Origin of the sequence: Streptomyces sp. NPDC045431 (genome assembly GCF_040646655.1) — a bacterium.
Taxonomy (GTDB): domain Bacteria; phylum Actinomycetota; class Actinomycetes; order Streptomycetales; family Streptomycetaceae; genus Streptomyces.
Genome location: NZ_JBEZAQ010000004.1, coordinates 227,979 through 252,019 on the forward strand (window position 1 = coordinate 227,979; position 24,041 = coordinate 252,019).

The following is a 24,041-nucleotide window of genomic DNA, read 5'->3' on the forward strand; positions in this document are numbered from 1 at the left end:
CTAGGCTGGCCGTATGGTCAATCTGACGCGCATCTACACGCGCACCGGCGACAAGGGCACGACGGCGCTCGGCGACATGAGCCGGACCGCCAAGACCGATCTGCGGATCGCGGCGTACGCCGACGCCAACGAGGCCAACGCCGTCATCGGCACCGCGATCGCGCTGGGGAAGCTCGACGCGGACGTCGTCAAGGTCCTCGTCCGCGTCCAGAACGACCTGTTCGACGTGGGCGCGGACCTGGCTACCCCGGTCGTTCCGGACCCGGAGTACCCGCCGCTGCGCGTGGAGCAGTCGTACATCGACAAGCTGGAGGCGGACTGCGACCGCTTCCTGGAGGACCTGGAGAAGCTGCGCTCCTTCATCCTCCCGGGCGGCACGCCGGGCGCGGCGCTGCTGCACCAGGCGTGCACGGTGGTCCGTCGCGCCGAGCGCTCGACGTGGGCCGCGCTGGAGGTGCACGGGGAGACGATGAACGCCCTGACGGCGACGTACCTGAACCGGCTGTCCGACCTCCTCTTCATCCTGGCGCGGACGGCGAACAAGGAGGTCGGCGACGTGCTGTGGGTGCCGGGCGGGGAGCGCTAGCTACGGCTCACCCGGATCGGTTCGCGCTGCTTCTCCGGCTCCTCGGGGTCCTTCCTCGGCCAGACGAAGTACGACAGGGCGATCAGCCCGTGGATCCCGGCGGCCCGCCACGCGCCGCCCATCCAGCCGCCCAGCGTGCCGGTGCGGCTCGGGTCGTCCACGTACAGGATCGCCAGCCACAGCAGGACCGTGGCGACCGCCGCCCCCACGAGGGTGCCGAGCCAGATGCGGCCCTCGTGGCGGGCGCGGGCCATGCCGTAGCGCGGGGGCGGCACCGGGCGGGGGCCGCCGCCGAGGCGGTGGGCGGCGTGGCCGTCGAGCCACTTCACGGTGCGGTGGCCGTGGCCGACGGTGTAGCCGATGTAGAGCGCGGCCAGGCCGTGCTCCCAGCTCGGCTCGGCGCCGTTCTTGAGGTCGATCGCCGTGGCGACCAGCAGCACGACCTCCAGCAGCGGTTCGCACAGCAGCAGCGCGGCGCCCGTGCGGGGCATCTTCAGCAGGTAGCGGGTGGCGAGCCCGGCGGCCAGCAGCACCCAGAAGCCGACCTCACAGATGACGATCAGCGCGACGACCACAGTAGTTCTCCCTCCGGCGGCCCTCCGGCGGGCCTTCTGCACCCCTCCAGCCTCCCGGCGCCCGGCCGCCGTCGCGTCGTCGCCGGTGACGAATCGGTACTGCATCCTTCGATGTAGTCGACGCTCCGCCCGCGCGTGGACGCCCCCGGGCGGGCCACCGTGTTGGATGGACCCGTGAGACTCCCCCGTACGCATCGCGCCGATGCGCTGATCGCCGCGGCCGGGCTGGCCTGCGGCCTGGTGCTGTGGGCGTTCGGGCTGTACTCGCAGGGGCCGAACTCCGGGCTGCCGGCCGGTGCGGTGGTGCTGGTGCCGCTCCTCGTGATGACCGCGCTGGCGCTGGTGCGCCGGACCATGCCGCGCACGGCGCTGGTCGCCGGCACGGTCGCCGTCGTCGGGGACCAGTTCACGCGCGGCAACCTGATGACCATCGTGATGTTCGCGGACATCGTGTACGCGGCCGTCGTGTACGGCCCGCCCGCCTCGGCGCGCCGCATCCCGGTCACCACCGGCCTGATCACCATCGGGGTGACGCTCGGCTTCCTGGCCTGGTACCGGGAGCCGATCGCCTTGCTGATCGGGGTGGTCACGGCCCTGATCTCCTTCTTCCCCGCGATCACCGGCGCGGTCGTCCGCAACCACCGGCAGGCCGCCGACACCGCGCGGCTGCGCGCGGAGCAGACGGCGCTGCTGGCCGAGCGGGACCGCCGGGAGGCGGTGATCGCCGAGCGGGCGCGGATGGCACGGGAGCTGCACGACCTGGTGGCGGGCCACCTGTCCGCGATCGCGATCCACTCCACCGCCGCGCTGTCGCTGGACGACCCGAAGACCTCGCGGGAGGCGCTCGGCGTCATCCGGGAGAACAGCGTCGAGGGCCTCGCGGAGATGCGCCGCCTCATCGGACTGCTGCGCGACCGGGGCGACCACGACGAACCCGCCCCCGCCCCGACCCTCGACGGCCTGGACGCGCTGGTGCGCCACGCGCGGACGAACGGCACCGGAAGCGGCCTGACGTTCCGGCTGTTCGACGGCCGCGCGCCGGACACCGTGCTGCCGGCGCCGGTCGAGCTCGCGGCGTACCGCATCGTCCAGGAGTCGTTGACGAACGCGCTGAAGCACGCCGACCCGGGCGAGGTCACCGTCGTCCTCCGGTCGGCCGACCACGCACTGACGGTGGAGGTGACGAGCGCGTACGGCGTGCGGCCCGGTCCGCGGGTGCCGGGCTCGGGCGCCGGACTGGTGGGGATGCGGGAGCGGATCGCCCTGGTGGGCGGGGCGTTCGAGGCGGGCCCGGTGGTGGAGCGGGACGAGAAGATCTGGCGGGTACGGGCGGAGCTGCCCGTGACGGAGGACGACAAGGAGCCGGACGCATGACGGACAGCCGACGCGGGCAGCGGGTGCGTGTGCTCGTCGCGGAGGACCAGAGCGCGGTACGGGCCGGGCTGGTGCTCATCCTGCGCAGCGCGCCGGACGTCGAGGTGGTCGGGGAGGCGCGGGACGGCGAGGAGGCGGTGCACCTCGCGCGGGAGCTGCGGCCCGACCTGGTCCTGATGGACATCCAGATGCCCCGGCTCGACGGGGTGTCGGCGACCCGGCAGGTGGTGTCCGAGGGCCTCGCCGACGTCCTCGTCCTGACGACGTTCGACCTGGACGAGTACGTCTTCGGCGCGCTGCGCGCCGGGGCGGCCGGGTTCCTGCTGAAGAACACGGAGGCGAAGGACCTGATCGAGGCGGTACGGACGGTGGCGCGCGGCGAGGGCCTGATCGCCCCGGCGGTGACGCGGCGCCTGATCGCGGAGTTCGCGGCCCCGTCGCGCCCGTCGCGCCCGTCGGCGCGGAACGGCGCGGGCCCGGATCCGGCCGCGCTCGACGCGCTGACGCGGCGCGAGCGCGAGGTGCTGTCCTGCCTGGGCGAGGGGCTGTCGAACGCGGAGATCGCGGTACGCCTCGACATGGCCGAGGCCACGGTGAAGACGCACGTCAGCCGCCTGCTGGGGAAGCTGCAGCTGCGCAGCAGGGTGCAAGCGGCGGTACTGGCGCAGGAGTTGGGCGTCTGACGCGCGGGGCAACGACAGTCGAACTCTAATGGTCTGGACCTATTGACGATTGGTCCAGACCTTCCTACGCTCACGGCGCGCACCTTTCACGGACTCAACCGACCCCCACCATGTCCGTCCGCATCTTGAGGAGCACCGTTGAGCACTCAAGCACTCCCGCGCAGATCGCGATTCCGGGCCAGAGCCACGGCCGGACTCACCGCCCTTCTGCTGCCGCTGGCCGCCATGGTCGGCCTCGCCTCCCCCGCCCAGGCCGCGGCCTCCGCGACCGCCTCGTACACCAAGGTCTCCGACTGGGGCTCCGGCTTCGAGGGCAAGTGGACGGTGAAGAACACCGGCACCACCACCCTCTCCTCCTGGACCGTCGAGTGGGACTTCCCCTCCGGCACGTCGGTCACCTCCGCCTGGGACGCCACCGTCACCAACAGCGGCACCCACTGGACCGCCAAGAACGTCGGCTGGAACGGCACCCTCGCCCCCGGCGCCTCCGTCTCCTTCGGCTTCAACGGCACCGGCACCGGCTCGCCCACCGGCTGCAAGCTGAACGGCGGCTCGTGTGACGGCGGACCCACCGTTCCCGGTGACGCCCCGCCCTCCGCGCCCGGCACCCCCGCGGCCTCGGACATCACCGACACCTCGGTGAAGCTCAGCTGGACCGCGGCCACCGACGACAAGGGCGTCAAGAACTACGACGTGCTGCGCGACGGCGCCAAGGTCGCCACGGTCACCGGCCTGACGTACACCGACAGCGGCCTGACCGCCGGCACGGACTACTCGTACGCCGTCCAGGCCCGCGACACCGCCGGCCAGACCGGCCCGGCCAGCGGCTCCCGCGCGGTCCGCACCACCGGCGGCGGCACCGACCCCGGCCCCGGTCCCGGCCCCGGCTCCAAGGTCAACCTGGGCTACTTCACCAACTGGGGCGTCTACGGACGCAACTACCACGTCAAGAACCTGGTGACGTCCGGCTCCGCCGCGAAGATCACGCACATCAACTACGCCTTCGGCAACGTCCAGGGCGGCAAGTGCACCATCGGCGACGCCTTCGCCGACTACGACAAGGCGTACACCGCCGACCAGTCCGTCGACGGCAAGGCCGACACCTGGGACCAGCCGCTGCGCGGCAACTTCAACCAGCTGCGCAAGCTCAAGGCCCAGTACCCGCACATCAAGGTGCTGTGGTCGTTCGGCGGCTGGACCTGGTCCGGCGGCTTCCCCGACGCCGTGAAGAACCCGACGGCCTTCGCCCAGTCCTGCTACGACCTGGTGGAGGACCCGCGCTGGGCCGACGTCTTCGACGGAATCGACCTGGACTGGGAGTACCCGAACGCCTGCGGTCTGTCCTGTGACACCACCAGCGGCCCGGCGGCCTTCAGCACCATGATGAAGGCGATGCGGGCGAAGTTCGGCCCGAACAACCTGGTCACCGCGGCCGTCACCGCCGACGCCTCCGCCGGCGGCAAGATCGACGCGGCCGACTACGGCCCCGCCGCGCAGTACGTCGACTGGTACAACGTGATGACGTACGACTTCTTCGGCGCCTGGGCGGCCAAGGGCCCGACGGCCCCGCACTCCCCGCTCACCTCGTACCCGGGCATCCCGCAGGCGGGCTACAACTCCGCCGAGGCGATCGCCAAGTTCAAGGCGAAGGGAGTGCCGTCCGCCAAGCTGCTCCTCGGCATCGGCTTCTACGGGCGCGGCTGGACCGGCGTGACCCAGAAGGAGCCGGGCGGCACAGCGACGGGCCCGGCGGCCGGCACGTACGAGCAGGGCATCGAGGACTACAAGGTCCTCAAGACCTCCTGCCCGGCCAACGGCACCGTCGCGGGCACGGCGTACGCGCACTGCGGCACCAACTGGTGGAGCTACGACACTCCGGCGACGATCACCGGGAAGATGGCGTGGGCCAAGAACCAGGGCCTGGGCGGCGCCTTCTTCTGGGAGTTCAGCGGTGACACCGCCAACGGCGAGCTGGTCGGCGCGATCAGCAACGGGCTGAAGTAAGCCCCGCCAAAAAAAGAGGAGCCGCACCCCTCGGGGTGCGGCTCCTCTCGCGTCTCACGACTCACGACTCACGACTCACGGCTGACGACTCACGCCACATTGACTCGCTGGCCCGGAGGCGCCGCCTCCAGCCACGCCAGGAAGCCGGTCAGCGCGTCCTCGCTCATCGCCAGCTCCAGGCGCGTGCCGTGGTGCAGGCAGCCGAGGATCACCGAGTCCGACAGCAGCGCCAGCTCCTCCTCGCCCTCGGGCATCCGGCGCGCGAGCACCTCGATGCCGGAGCGCTCCAGGAGGCGGCGCGGACGGGGCGCGTAGGAGAAGACCCGGAACCAGGCGATGCGGTCGCCGCTGTAGCGGGCGACGCCGTAGACCCAGCCCTTACCGGAGAGGTCGGCCTCCTCCGGGACGTTCCAGCGCAGGCTGCAGTCGAAGGTGCCGCCGGAGCGCTGGATCAGCCGCCGGCGCAGTCCGAACAGGAAGAGCCCGATCACCACCACGGCGACGACCACGGCGCTCACAAGCAGAGCGAGGAACATCTCCACCGACCTCCTCGCATCGTCCCGTACCGGCCGTACCGGAATCCGTATCGGATCACAACCTGCACCTGCACTGCACCTGTCTGCACTGCATCTGCATCTGCATCGCCTCAGCCGCGGCCCGGTCTGGATGGTTCCAGCCGGGGCCGCGGCTGAGGGCACAACTGTTGGCGCGGGGCGTCAGCGTACCGCTGCCGCCACCGCACGCAGCCGGACGTCGGCGCGGCGCTCGGCCGCGGCGTCCGACTCCGCCTTCGCGCGCTCCAGCGCACGCTCGGCGCGCTGGGGGTCGATCTCGTCCGCCAGCTCGGCGATCTCCGCGAGCAGCGACAGCTTGTTGTCCGCGAAGGTGATGAAACCGCCGTGCACGGCGGCGACGACGGTCGCGCCCTCACTCGTACGGATGGTCACCGGGCCCGACTCCAGCACACCGAGCAGCGGCTGGTGGCCGGGCATGACGCCGATGTCGCCGGACGTGGTGCGCGCGATGACCAGGGTGGCCTCGCCGGACCAGACACTCCGGTCCGCGGCGACCAGCTCGACGTGCAGCTCAGCAGCCAAGGGTGGCTCCTCGGGTCACCACCCGGCCGCTCGGCCGGGTGTTGGGTCAATTCTACGGGGCGTGGAGAAGGGGGCGGGACGGACCCGCCCCCTTCCATGAGTCAGCGGCGCTCGGAAGCGCGTGGCTCAGGAGACGCCCAGCTCCTTGGCGTTCTTCTTCAGGTCCTCGAGACCACCGCACATGAAGAAGGCCTGCTCGGGGAAGTGGTCGTACTCGCCGTCGCAGATCGCGTTGAACGCGGCGATCGACTCGTCGAGCGGCACGTCCGAGCCGTCCACACCGGTGAACTGCTTCGCCGCGTGGGTGTTCTGCGACAGGAAGCGCTCGACGCGACGGGCACGGTGGACAACGAGCTTGTCCTCCTCGCCCAGCTCGTCGATACCGAGGATCGCGATGATGTCCTGGAGGTCCTTGTACTTCTGGAGGATCCCCTTGACGCGCATGGCGGCCTCGTAGTGGTCCTGCGCGATGTAGCGCGGGTCCAGGATCCGGGACGTGGAGTCCAGCGGGTCCACGGCCGGGTAGATGCCCTTCTCGGAGATCGGACGGGAGAGAACCGTCGTCGCGTCGAGGTGGGCGAAGGTGGTGGCCGGGGCCGGGTCGGTCAGGTCGTCCGCGGGGACGTAGATCGCCTGCATCGAGGTGATCGAGTGACCACGCGTCGAGGTGATGCGCTCCTGCAGCAGACCCATCTCGTCGGCCAGGTTCGGCTGGTAACCCACCGCGGACGGCATACGGCCGAGCAGGGTGGACACCTCGGAACCGGCCTGGGTGAACCGGAAGATGTTGTCGATGAAGAAGAGCACGTCCTGCTTCTGCACATCGCGGAAGTACTCCGCCATGGTCAGACCGGCCAGGGCGACGCGCAGACGGGTGCCCGGGGGCTCGTCCATCTGGCCGAAGACCAGGGCGGTCTTGTCCAGAACGCCGGACTCCTCCATCTCCGCGATGAGGTCGTTGCCCTCACGCGTACGCTCACCGACACCCGCGAAGACGGAGACGCCCTCGTGGAGGTTGGCGACACGCATGATCATTTCCTGGATCAGCACGGTCTTGCCGACACCGGCACCACCGAACAGACCGATCTTTCCACCCTTGACGTACGGGGTGAGAAGGTCGACGACCTTCAGGCCGGTCTCGAACATCTCGGTCTTGGACTCGAGCTGGTCGAAGGCGGGGGCCTTGCGGTGGATCGGCCAGCGCTCACCGACGTTGGCGTTCTCCTCCGGGAGGTTCAGCACCTCACCGAGGGTGTTGAACACCTTGCCCTTGGTGAAGTCGCCGACCGGGACGGAGATGCCCGCGCCCGTGTCGGTCACCGGGGCCTGGCGGACCAGGCCGTCGGTGGGCTGCATGGAGATCGCGCGGACGATGCCGTCGCCGAGGTGCTGGGCGACCTCGAGCGTCAGCGTCTTCTTCTTGCCGGCCTCGGCCGGGTCCGCGACCTCGACGGTCAGCGCGTTGTAGATCTCCGGCATCGCGTCGACGGGGAACTCCACGTCGACGACCGGGCCGATGACCCGGGCGACGCGGCCCGTGGCGGCGGCCGTCTCAACAGTGGTCGTCATTACTTGTCACTCCCCGCGGTCGCGTCGGCCAGGGCGCTGGCGCCACCGACGATCTCGCTGATTTCCTGGGTGATTTCGGCCTGGCGGGCCGCGTTGGCAAGTCGGGAGAGCGTGTTGATCAGCTCGCCCGCGTTGTCGGTCGCCGACTTCATCGCCCGGCGACGGGCCGCGTGCTCGGAGGCGGCGGCCTGCAGCAGGGCGTTGTAGACCCGGCTCTCGACGTAGCGCGGCAGCAGGGCGTCGAGGACGTCCTCCGCCGACGGCTCGAAGTCGAACAGCGGAAGGATCTCGCCCTTCTTGCCGTCCTCCTCCGCAGCCTTGTCGAGGCTGAGCGGCAGCATCCGGTTGTCCACCGGCATCTGCGTCATCATCGACACGAACTCCGTGAAGACGATGTGCAGCTCGTCGACGCCACCCTCAGCGGTGTCCTGCTGGACGGCCGCGATGAGCGGCGCGGCGACCTTCTTGGCGTCCGCGTAGCTCGGGCTGTCGGTGAAGCCGGTCCACGACTCCGCGACCTTGCGCTCGCGGAAGCCGTAGTAGGCGACACCCTTGCGGCCGACGATGTACGTGTCGACCTCCTTGCCCTCGCCACGCAGCCGCTCGGTGAGCCGGTCGGCCTGCTTGATGGCGTTGGAGGAGTAGCCGCCGGCCAGACCGCGGTCGCTCGTGATGAGCAGGACCGCGGCACGGGTCGGGGTGTCCGCCTCCGTGGTGAGCGGGTGGTTGGTGTTCGATCCGGTCGCCACCGCCGTGACCGCGCGGGTGAGCTCGGTCGCGTACGGCGTGGAGGCCGCCACCTTGCGCTGCGCCTTGACGATGCGCGAGGCGGCGATCATCTCCATCGCCTTGGTGATCTTCTTCGTCGCGGTGACGGACCGGATGCGACGCTTGTAGACCCGGAGCTGCGCTCCCATGAGTCAGGTCCCTTCCGTCGTCACTTAGAGGCGGCCGGGGCGTCCTCGGCAAGGAGCTTGCCGTCCGACGTCTCGAACTGCTTCTTGAACGCGGCGATGGCGTCGCCGACGGCCTGGAGGGTGTCGTCGGACATCTTGGCGCCCTCGCGGATGGAGGTCATCAGGCCCTTGTGGTCGCGGTGCAGGTAGTCCAGCAGCTCGCGCTCGAAGCGGCGGATGTCCACGACCGGGACGTCGTCCATCTTGCCCGTGGTGCCGGCCCAGACGGAGACGACCTGGTTCTCGGTCGCCATCGGCTGGTACTGCGGCTGCTTCAGCAGCTCGACCATGCGCTTACCGCGCTCCAGGGCGGCCTTCGACGCGGCGTCCAGGTCGGAACCGAAGGCGGCGAACGCCTCCAGCTCGCGGTACTGGGCGAGGTCCACGCGCAGACGGCCGGAGACCTGGCGCATCGCCTTGTGCTGGGCCGAGCCACCGACGCGGGAGACCGAGATACCGACGTTCAGGGCCGGGCGCTGACCGGCGTTGAACAGGTCGGACTCCAGGAAGCACTGGCCGTCGGTGATGGAGATGACGTTGGTCGGGATGAACGCCGAGACGTCGTTGGCCTTGGTCTCGACGATCGGCAGACCGGTCATCGAGCCGGCACCCATCTCGTCGGAGAGCTTGGCGCAGCGCTCCAGCAGACGCGAGTGCAGGTAGAAGACGTCACCCGGGTAGGCCTCGCGGCCCGGCGGGCGGCGCAGCAGCAGGGACACGGCGCGGTAGGCGTCGGCCTGCTTCGACAGGTCGTCGAAGATGATCAGGACGTGCTTGCCCTCGTACATCCACTGCTGACCGATGGCCGAGCCGGTGTAGGGCGCGAGGAACTTGAAGCCGGCCGGGTCGGACGCCGGGGCGGCGACGATGGTCGTGTACTCCAGGGCGCCGGCCTCCTCCAGCGCGCCGCGCACGGACGCGATGGTGGAGCCCTTCTGGCCGATGGCGACGTAGATGCAGCGGACCTGCTTCTTCGGGTCGCCCGAGCGCCAGTTGTCGCGCTGGTTGATGATCGTGTCGACGGCCAGGGCGGTCTTGCCGGTCTGGCGGTCGCCGATGATCAGCTGACGCTGGCCACGGCCGATCGGGGTCATCGCGTCGACGGCCTTGTAGCCGGTCTCCATCGGCTCGTGCACCGACTTGCGCTGCATGACCGTGGGGGCCTGCAGCTCAAGGGCGCGACGGCCGCTGGTCTCGATCTCGCCGAGGCCGTCGATCGGGTTGCCGAGCGGGTCGACGACCCGGCCCAGGTAGCCCTCGCCGACGGCGACGGACAGGACCTCGCCGGTACGGGTGACCGACTGGCCCTCCTCGATGCCGCTGAACTCACCGAGGACAATGGCACCGATCTCGCGCTCCTCGAGGTTGAGGGCGAGGCCGAGGGTGCCGTCCTCGAACTTCAGCAGCTCGTTCGCCATGGTCGAGGGCAGACCCTCGACCTTCGCGATGCCGTCGCCGGCCAGGCTGACCGTACCGACCTCCTCGCGCGAGGCCGCGTCCGGCTTGTACGACTGGACAAAGTTCTCCAGCGCGTCCCGGATCTCCTCCGGCCGGATCGTGAGCTCCGCCATCTGGGTTCCCTGCTCTCCTTGTTGGGCCCGAAGTATCTTTGGGGGATCTGGGGGCTCCCCCCAGAACTTCTGCATCCTGTGCACGGCCCAACCGGGCCGTAGGTAACGCTTGTTGAGTTGGTGGCCTCAGCCGGCCAGCCGCCGGGCCGCCTCTGCGAGACGGTTGACGACGGTGCCGTCGATGACCTCGTCGCCGACGCGCACGGAGATCCCGCCGAGGACCGTGGGGTCCACGTCCAGGTTCAGGTGCATCTGCCGGCCGTACAGCTTCGCCAGCACGGCGCCGAGGCGCTGCTTCTGCTGGTCGGTGAGCGGCACCGCCGAGGTGACGACCGCGACCATGCGGTCCCGGCGCGCCGCGGCGAGCTTGGACAGGGATTCGAGTCCCGCCTCCAGGCTACGTCCCCGCGGCTGCGTCACAAGACGCACGATGAGCCGCTCCGTGGCCGGATCGGCCTTGCCGCCGAGCAGGCTGCGCAGCAGCTCGCCCTTGGCGGACGCGGTGGCGGCCTTGTCGGTCAGCGCGGCCCGCAGCTCGGTGCTGGACGCGACGATCCGGCCGAACCGGAACAGCTCGTCCTCGACGTCGTCCAGCGCGCCGGCCTTCTGCGCGGCGGAGAGGTCGGCGGTGTTCGCCAGCTCCTCCAGCGCGTCGACCAGGTCGCGCGAGTACGACCAGCGGGAGCGGACCATGCCGGAGACCAGGTCGACGGCTTCCCCGCCCACCTGACCGCTCAGCAGTCGCGCGGCCAGCTCGGCCTTGGCCTCGCCGGCCTGCGCCGGGTCGGTCAGGACCCGACGCAGCGATACCTCGCGGTCGAGCAGCGCGGTGACGGCGGCCAGCTCGCCGGCGAGCTTCGCCACGTCGACCGACGTGTTGTCGGTCAGCGCGTCGAGACGCTCGCGTGCGGCGGCCAGTGCCTCGCGGCTCGCTCCGTTCATCGGGCGGCCTCGGCCTTCTCCTCGAGCTCGTCGAGGAAGCGGTCGATGGTGCGGCTCTGGCGGGCGACGTCCTCGAGGGACTCGCCGACCAGCTTGCCGGCCAGGTCGGTGGCGAGCTTGCCCACGTCCTGACGCAGCGCGGTCGCCGCGGCCTTGCGGTCGGCCTCGATCTGGGCGTGGCCGGCCGCGATGATCTCCTCGCGCTGGCGCTGGCCCTCCGCCTTCATCTCCTGGATGATCGCGGCGCCCTGCTCCTGCGCCTCCTGACGCAGCCGCGCGGCCTCGTGACGGGCCTCGGCGAGCTGAGCCTTGTACTGCTCCAGCACACTCTGGGCTTCGATCTGGGCCGACTCGGCCTTCTCGATGCCGCCCTCGATGGCCTCGCGACGCTCGTCCAGAACCTTGTTGATGTTCGGGAGGAGCTTCTTGGCCAGGAAGCCGAAGACGATGACGAAGGCGATCAGGCCGATGACGAGCTCGTCGAGATGCGGGATCAGAGGAGGCTGGGGCTCCTCCGCTGCCGCAAGGAACAGAGCGTTCACATCAGTGCCTTCCGTGAAAGGGGTTGGTCTGCCGGTCCGGATCAGGCGGACGGGTAGACGAAGCCCATGACGATGCCGATGAGGGCGAGCGCCTCACAGAAGGCGAAACCCATGATCTGGTTGGTACGGATCAGACCGGCCGCCTCGGGCTGGCGGGCGAGGGCCTGGGTGCCGTTACCGAAGATGATGCCGACGCCGACGCCGGGGCCGATGGCCGCGAGGCCGTAACCGATGGAGGCGACGTTTCCGGTGACAGCGGCGAGGTTGTCGAGAGCGGACATGCCGGTTCTTCCTTCTCTTTCAAGGATCCGGTGGGGGTTGGCCACCGGACGTCTGGTGGTTTGGGGTGGGCGGGGGCCCAGGCCGATCAGTGGTGCTCGGCGAGCGCGCCCTGCACGTAGTTGCAGGCCAGGAGGACGAAGACGTACGCCTGGACCGCCTGGATGAAGAGCTCGAAGGCGGTCATCACGACGACCATCACGAACGACGTGGCCGCGTAGGCGATGCCGATGCCGTTCAGCAGGTACCAGCTCGCCAGCGAGAACATCACGATCAGCAGGTGACCCGCGAACATGTTCGCGAAGAGTCGCACCGCGTGCGTGAACGGCCGGATGAGCAGGTTCGAGATGAACTCGAGGAAGACGATCAGCGGCAGGATCGGGCCGAGCGACTTGTCGTAACCGGTGATGTTCTTCCAGCCACCCACGAAGCCGTGCTTCTTGAAGGTGAGGCTCACCCACATCACGTACACGATCAGCGCGAGACCGGCCGGGAAGGCGATCAGCGAGGTGACCGGGAACTGGGCGAGCGGAATGATCGACCAGAGGTTCATGACCCAGACGAAGAAGAACAGCGACACCATGAAGGGGACGTACTTCTCGCCGTCCTTCTTGCCGATGATCTCGTAGACGATGCCGCGGCGCACGAAGTCGTACCCGGCCTCGCCGACCATCTGGAGCTTGCCCGGGACGAGCTTCGGCTTCGCGAAGGCGGCCCAGAAGAACCCGACGATCAGGATGGAGCCCAGCAGAGCCAGCAGCATCGGCTTGGTCAGCTCGAAGCCGCCGATGGTGGTGATGGGCTCGTACATGAACGTGTGGAGGCCCGGCGCCGGGAAGCCGCATCCTTCGATGAAGATGTGACAGCTCGGATCGAAGGCAAGCGTCTGGTCAGCACTCACCGCGGGCTCCTTCAGCGTGGCGCATAGGTACGGCAACCTCGTTGTGTCGGCGCGGCACGCAGCCGCGGTTCGGCACTGGACTGGTCTTACGGTTGGGGGGGCGGCGGGTCGGCGTCTCGCCTCGCGCTGGGACAGGCGTCAGCTCGGATGCCCGCGCCCGCAGTGCCGCAGTTGGCACCGGACGATAGCAGCATCTCGAACGCGCATTTATCCCGGCCCTACCTCTCACGTCGTGGACCCCGATTTTTCGGGCTCGACGTAGAGGACCTTGGCTTTCATGTACGCACGCGCCTGCGCCGCGACCCACACGATGGTCGTCGCGAGCAGCGTGAGACTGAATGCCTTGAAGTCGAAGAGCGTGGTGCCCTTCAGCAGGCTCAGGAAGATGAAGAGCACCAGCAGCTGGGCCGTGTAGAGCATGAGGCCCATGGCCTGGAAGAGCTGCGGCATGGACTTCGCCGTCCGCTGGAGCACCACGAGCCCGATACCCATGAAGAGGACGACCACGAGCGTGCCTGCCACGGCGCCGATGGCTCCCTCGCCACCGGCGACCACACCGCTCACGACGGTCGCGATGGCGCCGGCGGCAACGGCTGGTACGGCGGTGTGCAGAAGGGTGCGGACGTCGTTGGAGGGCATGGCGGCATCTCCGCTTGCTGGTGGGGGCAGTGGTGTCGTCATGGACGAGCGTAAGCCCGGTCCGAGGTGGGTCTCGGGGCCAAGGGGCCGTCGCACTACGGCCCTTCGGCGGTGTCGCCGGGTACTCGTGAACGGTATCACAAACTATTTGAATAGGTCTTTACTCAGAGGTGTGCCAACTCTCACACATGAGAGTGACCCTGCGCGTGTGTGCGCGGCGGCGCGCCGTTCTGGGTGGTAATGGGCGCGTCCGCGGCGTACGTCAACCGCGCGTTCCCGCCTTCCGCCGGTCGGGGAGGGTGGAACGGGCGCCCAGCGCGGTCGCCCCGTTGACACCCGCCGGGACGGGCACCCGCTGCTCGCCCGCCTCGCCGCCGGCCTCGCCCTCTCCGTCGTACGCGAGCGGGGGCAGCGGCTCCACCGCCGGCTTGCGGCGCCGGTAGCGCGGCGGAACGAACGACTCCGCCCAGCGCGGGGCGCGCGGCGTGAAGCGCGGCAGCAGCAGGAGCACCAGGCCGATCGCGGAGAGCGCGACGATCACCAGCACGATCCACATCGACGCGGAGTGCACCGAGTAGGCCAGCGTGCCGAAGGCGATGAGCGCCGACCAGAAGTACATGATCAGAACGGCGCGGCTGTGCGAGTGCCCGATCTCCAGCAGCCGGTGGTGCAGGTGTCCGCGGTCCGCGGCGAACGGCGACTGGCCGTTCCAGGTGCGGCGCACGATCGCGAGGATCAGGTCCGCCATCGGGATCGCGATGATCGTCAGCGGCAGCAGCAGCGGGATGAAGACCGGCAGCGCGGCGTGCGTGGCCTGGCGGGTCGAGCCCTCGAAGATCTTCAGCGCGTCGGGGTCGACCTGGCCGGTGATGGAGATGGCGGAGGCGGCGAGTACCAGGCCGATGAGCATCGAGCCGGAGTCGCCCATGAAGATCCGCGCCGGGTGCATGTTGTGCGGCAGGAAGCCCAGGCACATGCCCATGAGGATCACCGCGAAGAGCGTCGCGGGGGCGGCGGCCTCGATGGTGTAGCCGAACCAGATCCGGTACGCGTAGAGGAAGAACGCGGCCGCGGCGATGCACACCATGCCGGCCGCGAGGCCGTCGAGGCCGTCGACGAAGTTGACCGCGTTGATGGTGATGACCACCAGGGCGACGGTCAGGAGCGTGCCCTGCCACTGGGTGAGCGCGACCGTGCCGACGCCGGGGATCGGCAGCCACAGGATCGTCAGGCCCTGCATCACCATGACGCCCGCGGCGATCATCTGCCCGCCGAGCTTGATCAGCGCGTCGATCTCGAACTTGTCGTCCAGCACACCGATCAGCCAGATCAGGGCGGCGCCCGACAACAGGGCGCGCGGCTCGTTCGACAGCTCGAAGACGCTGTTGAGGTTCTGCAGGTGGTCCGCGACGAGCAGGCCCGCGCACAGCCCGAAGAACATGGCGATGCCACCGAGCCGCGGTGTCGGTTCTCGGTGCACGTCGCGGGCACGGATCTCGGGCATCGCTCCGGCCGCGATGGCGAACTTCCGCACCGGCCCGGTCAGCAGATAGGTCACCGCGGCCGTGACACAGAGCGTCAGCAGGTAATCACGCACGGGCTGCCCCACAGGAATCGCTGGCCATCTCAGCCCCACACCCTAGTCCCGGTCGCCCTGTGCTTGAGGACACGCGGACGGCCGCGACGGTTCCACGGCTGCGCTTCTACCCCCGATACGGGGGAAATCCTTCGGCGAGTTCCCGCACATCGGAGCGGACGCGCGGCGCCTTCTGCGCGTCGTCCGCCCGCAGCGCCGCCGTGAACAGGGCGGCGATCCGTGCCATCTCCGCGGGCCCCATCCCCTGCGTCGTCACGGCGGCCGTGCCGAGGCGGATGCCGCGCCCGTCGCCGTCCGGCAGGGCGCACGTGTCCAGCACGATGCCGCAGGCCGCGAGACGGGCCTTGGCGACCCGTCCGTCCACGCCCAGGGGCGTGGCGTCGGCGCTGATCAGATGGGTGTCGGTGCCGCCGGTGGTGAGGGCGAACCCCTCGGCGGCGAGCGCCTCCGCGAGCGCCCGCGCGTTCGCCACGACCCGACGGACGTACGCGCGGTACGCGTCGGTGGCCGCCTCCCCGAACGCCACCGCCTTCGCCGCGATGGTGTGCATCTGCGCGCCGCCCTGCGTGAACGGGAACACCGCCCGGTCCATCCGCTCCGCGAGCTCCGCGCCGCACAGCACCATGCCGCCGCGCGGCCCGCGCAGCACCTTGTGCGTGGTCGCGCACACCACGTCGGCGTACGGGACGGGGCTGGGCGCCATGCCGCCCGCCACCAGCCCGATGGGGTGGGCGGCGTCGGCGATCAGGCACGCCCCGACCTCGTCGGCGATCTCGCGGAAGGCCGCGTAGTCGATGTGCCGGGGGTACGAGATCGAGCCGCAGACGATCGCCTTCGGCCGGTGCTCGTGCGCGAGGACGCGGACCTGCTCGTAGTCGATGAGGCCGGACTCGGCGTCGACGCCGTACGGGACGAAGTCGAACCAACGGCCCGAGAAGTTGGCCGGCGCACCGTGGGTGAGGTGCCCGCCGTACTGCAGGCCCATGGCCAGCACGGTGTCCCCGGGCCTCAGCAACGCCGCGTACGCCGCGAGGACGGCCTGCGAGCCGGAGTGGGCCTGGACGTTCGCGTGGTCGGCCCCGAAGAGCGCGGTGGCCCGCTCGATGGCGAGCCGCTCGGCGGCGTCCGCGAACTCGCAGCCGCCGTGGTAGCGGGCGCCGGGGTAGCCCTCGGCGTACTTGTTGGCGAGCGGCGAGCCGAGGGCGGCGAGCACGGCGGGCGAGGCGAAGTTCTCGGCGGCGATGAGCTGCAGCCCGTCGGCCTGCCGCCGCGCCTCCCCGGCCAGTACGTCGGCGATCTGCGGGTCCTGCCGGCGCAGGGCGTCGGCGTCCGGGCCGTACGCGGCGAGACGCGCGTCGGCGGCGGCAGCAGCGGTGACCGGCATCTGTGGCTCCAGGCGTGGGCGGGCCCCCGTCTACGCCCCAATGTAGGCCCGCACCCGGCTCGGCGCCGCACGGGAACACCCGTGAGGGGCTCAGCGCGGCGTGGGCACACGCATGAGCGGCCTCAGCGCGGCGTGGGCACCCCGGTCAGCGCCGTCACCACCGGGTCCAGCGCCTGCTGGAGCACCTTCCCGATGCGCCCCTCGCACTGCTCGGCCCCGGGGGGCCTCCCAGGCCGCGGAGCGCGCGCCGGACTCCGTCCGGCGGGAGATCCGGTCAGCGCGGCGTGGGCACCCCGGTCAGCGCCGTCACCACCGGGTCCAGCGCCTGCTGGATCTCGTCGCCGATCGAGCGGAAGAAGGTGATCGGGGCCCCGTACGGGTCGTTGACCTCGTCGGCCTCCGCGCTCGGGGCCAGCAGCCAGCCGCGCAGGGCCGCCGCCGCGCGGACCAGGGCGCGGGCGCGTTCGACCACGCCGTCGCTCGACGGGTCGGGGAGCGTGGCCGGATCTATCGCCCGCACCAGGCGGGTGAACTCCTTCAGGGTGAAGGTGCGCAGGCCCGCGCTGTGCCCCATCGAGATGACCTGCGCCCGGTGGTCCCGGGTCGCCGTGAGCACCAGGTCCGCGCGGATGACGTGCTCGTCGAGCAGCTCGCGGCCGACGAAGCCGCTCGCGTCCGCGCCGAAGTCGGCGAGGACGATCTCGGCGTTGGCCTCCATGGGGGCGCCCTCGTGGCCCCAGGTGCCGGCGCTCTCCACGACCAGGCCGCCGCCCAGGGGGTCGCCCAGGCGGTCGCAGAGGAAATGGCGGGTCAGCCGCTCGGTGATGGGCGAGCGGCAGACGTTGCCGGTGCTGACGTGGAGGATGCGGAAGGTGTCGGTCTCCGTGCCGCCTATGCCACGCCCCTCAGGGGCGGTCAATTGGCCACCTCGAGATCGGGTACCACCTTGCGCAGCTCGTCCGCGGAGAGCGCGCCCGCGCGCAGCAGGACCGGGACCTTGCCGGTGACGTCGACGATCGACGACGGGACGTTGCCGGGGGTCGGGCCGCCGTCGAGGTAGACCGAGACCGAGTCGCCGAGCATGCCCTGCGCGGCGTCGCAGTCCTCGGGCGACGGGTGCCCGGTGAGGTTCGCCGAGGAGACGGCCATCGGGCCGACCTCGGTGAGCAGTTCGATGGCGACCGGGTGCAGCGGCATCCGGATCGCGACGGTGCCGCGGGTGTCGCCGAGGTCCCACTGGAGGGACGGCTGGTGCTTGGTGACCAGGGTGAGCGCGCCGGGCCAGAAGGCGTCGACGAGCTCCCACGCCTGCTCGGAGAAGTCCGTGACCAGGCCGTGCAGGGTGTTGGGCGAGCCGATCAGGACCGGGGTCGGCATGTTGCGGCCGCGCCCCTTGGCCGCCAGCAGGTCGGCGACGGCCTCCGCGCTGAAGGCGTCCGCACCGATCCCGTACACGGTGTCGGTGGGCAGCACGACGAGCTCGCCGCGGCGGACGGCGGACGCGGCCTCACGCAGGCCGGTCGTGCGGTCGGTCGCGTCGTTGCAGTCGTATCGCCGAGCCATTTAACGGGCCTCCTCGTACACGTACACGGTCTCGTGTGTCATGGCGTCGCCTTGCGCGCGGTCGCGAAGCGCGGGCGGTTGTTCAGGTCCGGGTGGTCGGCAGCGTCCGTCCAGCCGGCTTCCTCGTTGAAGATCCACGGCACCTGGCCGCCCTGCGTGTCGGCGTGCTCGATGACGACGAGGCCGCCGGGGCGGAGCAGCCGGTGGGCGGTGCGCTCGATGCCGCGGATGGTGTCGAGGCCGTCCTCGCCGGAGAAGAGCGCCATCTCCGGGTCGTGGTCGCGGGCCTCGGGAGCGACGTACTCCCACTCGGTGAGCGGGATGTACGGCGGGTTGGAGATGACCAGGTCGACCTGGCCGTCGAGCTCGGGCAGGGCCGTCAGGGCGTCGCCGTGGTGGACGGTGACCCTGGACCCCTCGGCGTTCTTGCGCGCCCACACCAGGGCGTCCTCGGACAGCTCCACGGCGTGCACGCGCGAGCGCGGCACCTCCTGGGCCATGGCGAGGGCGATGGCGCCGGAGCCGGTGCACAGGTCGACGATGAGCGGCTCGACGACGTCCATCGCGCGGACGGCGTCTATGGCCCACCCGACGACCGACTCGGTCTCCGGGCGCGGCACGAAGACGCCGGGGCCGACCTGGAGCTCCAGGTAGCGGAAGAAGGCCCGTCCGGTGATGTGCTGGAGCGGCTCGCGGGCCTCGCGGCGGGCGATGGTCTCCCAGTAGCGGGCGTCGAAGTCGGCGTCCTTGACGGTGTGCAGCTCTCCCCGCTTGACGCCGTGCACGAACGCGGCGAGCTCCTCGGCGTCGAAGCGCGGTGAGGGTACGCCGGCGTCGGCCAGCCGCTGGGTGGCCTGGGCCACCTCGGCAAGCAGCAGAGTGCGGGGGCCTGGGGGTCGTCCCCCAGAATGTCGCTGCACGCTGGTCCTCCGTACGGGGTGTGTCTTACGCGGCCGCGGCGAGCTTCGCCGCGGAGTCGGCGTCGACGCAGGCCTGGATCACGGCGTCCAGGTCCCCGTCGAGCACCTGGTCCAAGTTGTACGCCTTGAAGCCGACCCGGTGGTCCGAGATCCGGTTTTCCGGGAAGTTGTACGTACGGATCTTCTCCGACCGGTCGACGGTGCGCACCTGGCTGCGGCGCGCGTCCGCGGCGTTGCGCTCGGCCTCTTCCTGGGCGGCGGCGAGCAGCCTGGAGCGCAGGATACGCATGGCCTGCTCCTTGTTCTGGAGCTGGCTCTTCTCGTTCTGGCAGGAGGCGACGATGCCGGTCGGCAGGTGGGTGATGCGGACGGCGGAGTCGGTGGTGTTGACGGACTGGCCGCCGGGGCCGGAGGACCGGTAGACGTCGATGCGCAGGTCGTTGGCGTGGATCTCGACGTCGATCTCCTCGGCCTCCGGGGTCACCAGGACACCGGCGGCGGAGGTGTGGATGCGGCCCTGCGACTCGGTGGCCGGCACGCGCTGCACGCGGTGCACGCCGCCCTCGTACTTCAGCCGCGCCCAGACGCCCTGGCCGGGCTCGGTGGCGCCGTTGCCGCCCTTGGTCTTCACGGCGACCTGGACGTCCTTGTAGCCGCCGAGCTCGGACTCGGTGGCGTCGATGATCTCGGTCTTCCAGCCGACCCGCTCGGCGTACCGCAGGTACATGCGCAGCAGGTCGCCGGCGAAGAGGGCGGACTCGTCGCCGCCCGCGCCCGCCTTGATCTCCAGGATGACGTCCTTGTCGTCGCTGGGGTCGCGCGGCACCAGCAGCAGGCGGAGCTTCTCGGTGAGCTGCTCGCGCTGCTTCTCCAGTTCCTTGACCTCGGCGATGAAGTCGGGGTCGTCGGCCGCGTACTCCTTGGCGGTCTCGATGTCCTCGCCGGTCTGCTTCCAGGCGCGGTACGTGGCGACGATCGGGGTCAGCTCGGCGTAGCGCTTGTTCAGCTTGCGCGCGTTGGCCTGGTCGGCGTGGACGGAGGGGTCCGCGAGCTTCTTCTCGAGGTCGGCGTGTTCGCCGATCAGTTCCTCGACCGCCTCGAACATCGGTGCTCCTGGTTTTCGTACGCGGGTGGTGGCTGCTGCGGGAGTGAGACGGCAAACGCCGGTCCCGGCCGCCCCTCGCCGGGGGGGCCGGAGACCGGCGCAGGGGCTCGCTACTTGGCGGAGCCGGCAGCCTTCTTGCCGAAGCGGGCCTCGAAGCGGGCCACACGGCCACCGGTGTCGAGGATCTTCTGCTTGCCCGTGTAGAACGGGTGGCACTCGGAGCAGACCTCGGCACGGATGTTGCCGCCCTGGATCGTGCTACGGGTGGTGAACGACGCGCCACAGGTGCAGCTGACCTGCGTCTCGACGTACTCGGGGTGGATGTCGCGCTTCAAGGTGTCTCCTAGTTTCGGGAGGGCGCCGGGTCGCACGGGCGGGATGCGCGTGCGTGAACCGGGGCCGACGTACCAGTCTGCCAGGACTGGCCGTATCTCCCAAAACCGGGGTGGGTCCGCATCTATTCCGGGGCCGCGGCGGAGGGGGTGCGGGCTACTGGACCACGCCCTGGGCCGTACCCGTGGCGGCGTCCTTCGTCGCGGACGCGGGGATCGGCCGGTCCTGCCGCAGGGCGGTCCACACCTGCCGGGACTGGGCCTCCAGCGGGACGACGCGGTTGAGGTCGGCGGGGTCGTACCGCACCGGCATCGTGATCATGTGCACGTCGTCGGGGCCGAGCCGCTGCAGGCCGCGCGCGAAGCCGGCGAGCTCCTTGACGGTGTCGAGCTCCGCGTCGGGCGTGATGGCCTTGGTGGCGGTGTCGGCGAGGCCCCAGAGCTTCTGCGGGCTGGTGAAGACGCCGACGCTCTTGACCTGCTCGATGAAGGCCTTGATGAACGCCTGCTGGAGCTGGATGCGGCCCAGGTCGCTGCCGTCGCCGACGCCCTTGCGGGTGCGGACGAGGCCGAGGGCCTGCTCGCCGGAGAGGGTGTGGGTGCCGGCCGCCAGGTCGAGGTGGCTGGACGGGTCCTTGATCGCCGCGGTGGTGGTGACCTCGACGCCGCCGAGCTCGTCGATGAGCTTCTTGAAGCCGGTGAAGTCGACCTCGATGTAGTGGTCCATGCGGATGCCGGACATCGCCTCGACGGTCTTGACCGCGCAGGCCGGGCCGCCGACCTCGTACGCCGTGTTGAACATGGCCTTGCGCTGGCCGGGGACGGGGCGGCCGGTCTTGTCGGTGCAGTCGGGCCGCTCGATGATCGTGTCGCGCGGTACGGAGACGACGCCGGCCTTCCGGTGGCCCTCGTGGACGTGGAGGATCATCGCGGTGTCGGAGCGGGCGGCGCCCTCGTCGCGGCCGTAGGCGCCGTTGGCGCCGGCACGGGTGTCGGAGCCGAGGACGAGGATGTCCATCGAGCCGTTGTCGACGTCGTCGGGGCGGTTGTCGTCGCGCAGCTGGGCGTTGATGTCGACGCTGTCGATGTTGCCGTTCAGGGTGACGTAGCCGTACGCCAGTCCGCCGCCGCCGACCACCGCCAGTCCCGCCGCCGACCAGGCGGCGACGCGGAGCGCCCTGCGGCCCTTGGCGGGCGGCTTGCGGCGGCGCCCGGTGGCGCGTATTCGGCTGTGGCTGCGGTCCTGCTCGGCCATGGGTGTCCTCGGTCTCGTGGTCTTCGCCGGTCTCCCGTCCTTCCCCTGCCGCGTCAGACGGGGAAGCGGCCCACAGGGTTGCATGCGCCGGTGAGGGGTGTTCCGGGAAACACCTGTGCCCACCGTGCGGCGCACGGTGGGCACAGGTGCTTGTTTTCCCAGGTCACAGCGAGGTCACGGGGGTGATGCGGGCCGACTGCCCGCCCGCGCCGACTGTGACACGGATCTCCGGCGGAGGTGGACCGAGGTCACGCCGCGGTCAGCCTCAGCCGAAGATGTTGAACGCGTTCCAGCCGCTGCCGATCTTCGTACGCGGCGAGAAGGGCGCCGAGGCGGAGCCACGACCGGCGTAGAACCACAGGACGCCGTCCCGGTCGCGGGCGAACAGGTCCGCCCGGCCGTCACCGTTCACGTCGCCGGTGGCGGCGTACGCGGTGAAGTTCCAGCCCGTGCCGACGAAGGTCCGCTTCCCGAAGGGAACGGTCGCCGAGCCACGGCCCGGGTAGACGTACAGCGACCCCGAGGAGTCCCGCGCCAGCAGGTCGGCCCGGCCGTCTCCGGTGTAGTCGCCCTTGCCCGTGAGGGTGAGGACGCCCCAGCCGGAGCCCACCTGGACGCGCTTGCCGAAGGTGCCGTTGCCACGGCCCGGGTAGGTCCACATGACGCCGGCGGTGTCGACGGCGAGCAGGTCGGCCTGCGCGTCGCCGGTGACGTCACCGGGCAGGGTGATGGACTTCATCGCCCCCCAGCCGCCGCCGATGCGGGTCGCGACGTACTCGCCCGCGGCGAAGTCCGGGTGGAACCAGTGGAGGTCACCGTTGGTGGTGCGCACGATGAACTCGGCGTGGTTGTCCCGCTGCAGGTCGGCCTGACGGATCAGGTTCGTCCCGCTCCAGTCGCCGAGCGAGACACGGCCACCGACGGTGGTTCCCCGCGAGTAGTACTCGAAGAGCTCGCCCCCGCTCGTCCGGGCGAGAAGGTCCGCCCGGCCGTCGAAGTTGAGGTCCGTGTCGTCGATCCGCGGGTTGATGCGGCCCGCGTACGTGCTCGTCTTGGCGTAGACGCCGTACGCGCCCGACTCGACGCAGTCCTCGACGCCCCACGAGACGACACCGGCGATACGGCCGTTGACGACGAGCGGGCCGCCGGAGTCGCCGTTGCACGGCGTCACGGTGCCGGCGTCCTGGCCGGAGGCCGGCTCGCCCGCGCAGACCATGTTGCCCGCGACGAAGTGGGAGCCGAAGTACGCCGAGCAGGAGCTGTCGGCCCGCATGGGCACGGTGGCCTTCTGCAGGACCTCGGCCGACTCGTCGCTGGTGGAGCTGATCCGGCCCCAGCCGTAGACGGTGCCCGGCGTGCCCGCCTTGTACGACAGGGTGTCGTCGGCCGACGTCGTCTGGAGCGTCTTGTACGGCATCGGGGTCTCGAGCGTGAGGACCGCGACGTCACCGTTGACGGTGGTGTCGTTGTACGCCGGGTTCACCCACTGGCGGGTGACTCCGGAGGACATGCCCTCCTCGGTCGTGTAGAACAGCTTCTCCGTGCCGCCGACCACCGTGCCGTTGAGGGCCCAGTTCACGCCGTACACGCAGTGCGCGGCGGTGAGGACCTTGTTCGGCGCGACCAGCGAGCCACCGCAGAAGAAGCCGGTGCCGTCGGCGGGGTCGTAGTAGTACAGCTGCACCATCCACGGCGCCTCGGCGATCGACGCCGGCTGGCCGCTGATGATCTTCGGGTCGACCGTGGAGGGCGACGACGAGCCGCTCGGGGCGGGCTCCTCCCCCGTGGCACCGGCGTCTTCCTTCGGCCCGTCCTTCTTGAGTACGGACTTGACACCCTCGACCCGGGCCAGCAGCTCCGCCTCGGAAGACGTGGGCAGCGGGCGCACGGTCCGCTCGCCGGAAAGCGGCTGGGTGTCGGTCGCCTGGGCGGGGGCGCCGCCGAGCAGCGCGCCTCCCAGGGCGAATGCGGCGGCGGCCGCGGGGAGGGCTATGCGCGCCCTCCGCTGAGCAGATGTCACTCAGAAACTCCTCTCGATGTCCGCGCAGGGAGGAGAGGAGCCACGGAAGGCCACCGGAAAAGGACAACGGCGCGGAGCGGCCCGGTTCTTCAGGGCCCGGCTCCGTCGACTCAGTGAGCGCATTCGTAAATGCGTTCCCCCCCACTA

Annotated in this window: 24 protein-coding genes; 4 read left to right on the forward strand and 20 right to left on the reverse strand. The window is 70.5% G+C overall.

Annotated features, from left to right (window positions below; genetic code table 11):
• Window positions 1-13 precede the first annotated feature (13 nt).
• The gene (locus AB0A69_RS12160) at window positions 14-586 is read left to right on the forward strand and encodes a cob(I)yrinic acid a,c-diamide adenosyltransferase (protein ID WP_361418998.1); all 573 of its coding nucleotides are present in this window, start codon (window positions 14-16) and stop codon (window positions 584-586) included.
• Here AB0A69_RS12160 and AB0A69_RS12165 read toward each other — a convergent pair.
• The gene (locus AB0A69_RS12165) at window positions 583-1,161 is read right to left on the reverse strand and encodes a hypothetical protein (protein WP_361419788.1); all 579 of its coding nucleotides are present in this window, start codon (window positions 1,159-1,161) and stop codon (window positions 583-585) included. The genes AB0A69_RS12160 and AB0A69_RS12165 overlap by 4 nt on opposite strands.
• A gap of 174 nt (window positions 1,162-1,335) precedes the next feature.
• Between AB0A69_RS12165 and AB0A69_RS12170 the strand changes: the two genes are divergently transcribed.
• From AB0A69_RS12170 to AB0A69_RS12180, 3 genes are all read left to right on the forward strand, one after another.
• Window positions 1,336-2,535, forward strand: a complete 1,200-nt coding sequence (locus tag AB0A69_RS12170) for a histidine kinase (RefSeq protein ID WP_361419001.1) — start codon at window positions 1,336-1,338, stop codon at window positions 2,533-2,535.
• Window positions 2,532-3,218, forward strand: a complete 687-nt coding sequence (locus AB0A69_RS12175; RefSeq protein ID WP_361419003.1) for a response regulator transcription factor — start codon at window positions 2,532-2,534, stop codon at window positions 3,216-3,218. Before AB0A69_RS12170 ends, AB0A69_RS12175 begins: the two co-directional genes overlap by 4 nt.
• A gap of 225 nt (window positions 3,219-3,443) precedes the next feature.
• Window positions 3,444-5,222, forward strand: a complete 1,779-nt coding sequence (locus AB0A69_RS12180) for a glycoside hydrolase family 18 chitinase (protein WP_361419791.1) — start codon at window positions 3,444-3,446, stop codon at window positions 5,220-5,222.
• Window positions 5,223-5,311: 89 nt separating this feature from the next.
• Here the strand turns inward: AB0A69_RS12180 and AB0A69_RS12185 are convergent, their stop codons facing one another.
• The 19 genes from AB0A69_RS12185 to AB0A69_RS12275 form a co-directional block, all read right to left on the reverse strand.
• Window positions 5,312-5,758: a DUF2550 domain-containing protein gene (locus tag AB0A69_RS12185; RefSeq protein WP_361419006.1), complete on the reverse strand. Its 447-nt coding sequence runs from the start codon at window positions 5,756-5,758 to the stop codon at window positions 5,312-5,314.
• Window positions 5,759-5,938: 180 nt separating this feature from the next.
• Window positions 5,939-6,319, reverse strand: coding sequence for a F0F1 ATP synthase subunit epsilon (locus AB0A69_RS12190; protein WP_361419008.1), 381 nt, complete (start codon window positions 6,317-6,319; stop codon window positions 5,939-5,941).
• Window positions 6,320-6,445: 126 nt separating this feature from the next.
• The gene (gene atpD, locus AB0A69_RS12195; protein ID WP_361419011.1) at window positions 6,446-7,888 is read right to left on the reverse strand and encodes a F0F1 ATP synthase subunit beta; all 1,443 of its coding nucleotides are present in this window, start codon (window positions 7,886-7,888) and stop codon (window positions 6,446-6,448) included.
• Window positions 7,888-8,805, reverse strand: a complete 918-nt coding sequence (locus AB0A69_RS12200; protein ID WP_361419014.1) for a F0F1 ATP synthase subunit gamma — start codon at window positions 8,803-8,805, stop codon at window positions 7,888-7,890. Before AB0A69_RS12200 ends, atpD begins: the two co-directional genes overlap by 1 nt.
• 20 nt (window positions 8,806-8,825) lie before the next feature.
• Complete coding sequence (gene atpA / locus AB0A69_RS12205; RefSeq protein ID WP_361419017.1) at window positions 8,826-10,415, reverse strand: F0F1 ATP synthase subunit alpha; 1,590 nt, start codon at window positions 10,413-10,415, stop codon at window positions 8,826-8,828.
• Window positions 10,416-10,541: 126 nt separating this feature from the next.
• Window positions 10,542-11,357 carry a F0F1 ATP synthase subunit delta gene (locus AB0A69_RS12210; RefSeq protein WP_361419020.1) on the reverse strand — a complete coding sequence of 272 codons (816 nt, stop codon included), beginning with the start codon at window positions 11,355-11,357 and terminating at the stop codon, window positions 10,542-10,544.
• Window positions 11,354-11,899, reverse strand: coding sequence for a F0F1 ATP synthase subunit B (locus AB0A69_RS12215; protein WP_031073811.1), 546 nt, complete (start codon window positions 11,897-11,899; stop codon window positions 11,354-11,356). The genes AB0A69_RS12210 and AB0A69_RS12215 overlap by 4 nt, the downstream gene beginning before the upstream one ends.
• Before the next feature lie 41 nt (window positions 11,900-11,940).
• Window positions 11,941-12,180, reverse strand: coding sequence for an ATP synthase F0 subunit C (gene atpE, locus AB0A69_RS12220; protein WP_031073813.1), 240 nt, complete (start codon window positions 12,178-12,180; stop codon window positions 11,941-11,943).
• Window positions 12,181-12,266: 86 nt separating this feature from the next.
• Window positions 12,267-13,079, reverse strand: a complete 813-nt coding sequence (gene atpB, locus AB0A69_RS12225; RefSeq protein WP_361419023.1) for a F0F1 ATP synthase subunit A — start codon at window positions 13,077-13,079, stop codon at window positions 12,267-12,269.
• A gap of 225 nt (window positions 13,080-13,304) precedes the next feature.
• On the reverse strand, window positions 13,305-13,718 hold the full coding sequence (locus tag AB0A69_RS12230; RefSeq protein WP_361419026.1) for a hypothetical protein: 414 nt from the start codon (window positions 13,716-13,718) through the stop codon (window positions 13,305-13,307).
• A gap of 262 nt (window positions 13,719-13,980) precedes the next feature.
• On the reverse strand, window positions 13,981-15,315 hold the full coding sequence (locus AB0A69_RS12235; RefSeq protein WP_361419029.1) for an MraY family glycosyltransferase: 1,335 nt from the start codon (window positions 15,313-15,315) through the stop codon (window positions 13,981-13,983).
• A 106-nt stretch (window positions 15,316-15,421) separates the two neighbouring features.
• Window positions 15,422-16,699 (reverse strand): serine hydroxymethyltransferase, encoded by a 1,278-nt coding sequence (gene glyA, locus AB0A69_RS12240; protein ID WP_361419032.1) that lies wholly within the window; start codon window positions 16,697-16,699, stop codon window positions 15,422-15,424.
• Window positions 16,700-16,973: 274 nt separating this feature from the next.
• On the reverse strand, window positions 16,974-17,618 hold the full coding sequence (locus AB0A69_RS12245) for a protein-tyrosine-phosphatase (RefSeq protein ID WP_355362878.1): 645 nt from the start codon (window positions 17,616-17,618) through the stop codon (window positions 16,974-16,976).
• Window positions 17,615-18,262, reverse strand: coding sequence for an L-threonylcarbamoyladenylate synthase (locus AB0A69_RS12250; RefSeq protein WP_355362880.1), 648 nt, complete (start codon window positions 18,260-18,262; stop codon window positions 17,615-17,617). Before AB0A69_RS12250 ends, AB0A69_RS12245 begins: the two co-directional genes overlap by 4 nt.
• A gap of 38 nt (window positions 18,263-18,300) precedes the next feature.
• Window positions 18,301-19,182, reverse strand: a complete 882-nt coding sequence (gene prmC, locus AB0A69_RS12255; protein WP_361419037.1) for a peptide chain release factor N(5)-glutamine methyltransferase — start codon at window positions 19,180-19,182, stop codon at window positions 18,301-18,303.
• A gap of 25 nt (window positions 19,183-19,207) precedes the next feature.
• Window positions 19,208-20,287 carry a peptide chain release factor 1 gene (gene prfA / locus AB0A69_RS12260; protein WP_361419039.1) on the reverse strand — a complete coding sequence of 360 codons (1,080 nt, stop codon included), beginning with the start codon at window positions 20,285-20,287 and terminating at the stop codon, window positions 19,208-19,210.
• 110 nt (window positions 20,288-20,397) lie between these two features.
• Window positions 20,398-20,622 (reverse strand): 50S ribosomal protein L31, encoded by a 225-nt coding sequence (rpmE, locus tag AB0A69_RS12265; protein WP_355362886.1) that lies wholly within the window; start codon window positions 20,620-20,622, stop codon window positions 20,398-20,400.
• A gap of 154 nt (window positions 20,623-20,776) precedes the next feature.
• On the reverse strand, window positions 20,777-21,874 hold the full coding sequence (locus tag AB0A69_RS12270; RefSeq protein WP_361419042.1) for an LCP family protein: 1,098 nt from the start codon (window positions 21,872-21,874) through the stop codon (window positions 20,777-20,779).
• A gap of 265 nt (window positions 21,875-22,139) precedes the next feature.
• Entirely contained in the window at window positions 22,140-23,894 is a 1,755-nt protein-coding gene (locus tag AB0A69_RS12275; protein WP_361419045.1) for a trypsin-like serine protease, read from the reverse strand.
• Window positions 23,895-24,041 lie beyond the last annotated feature (147 nt).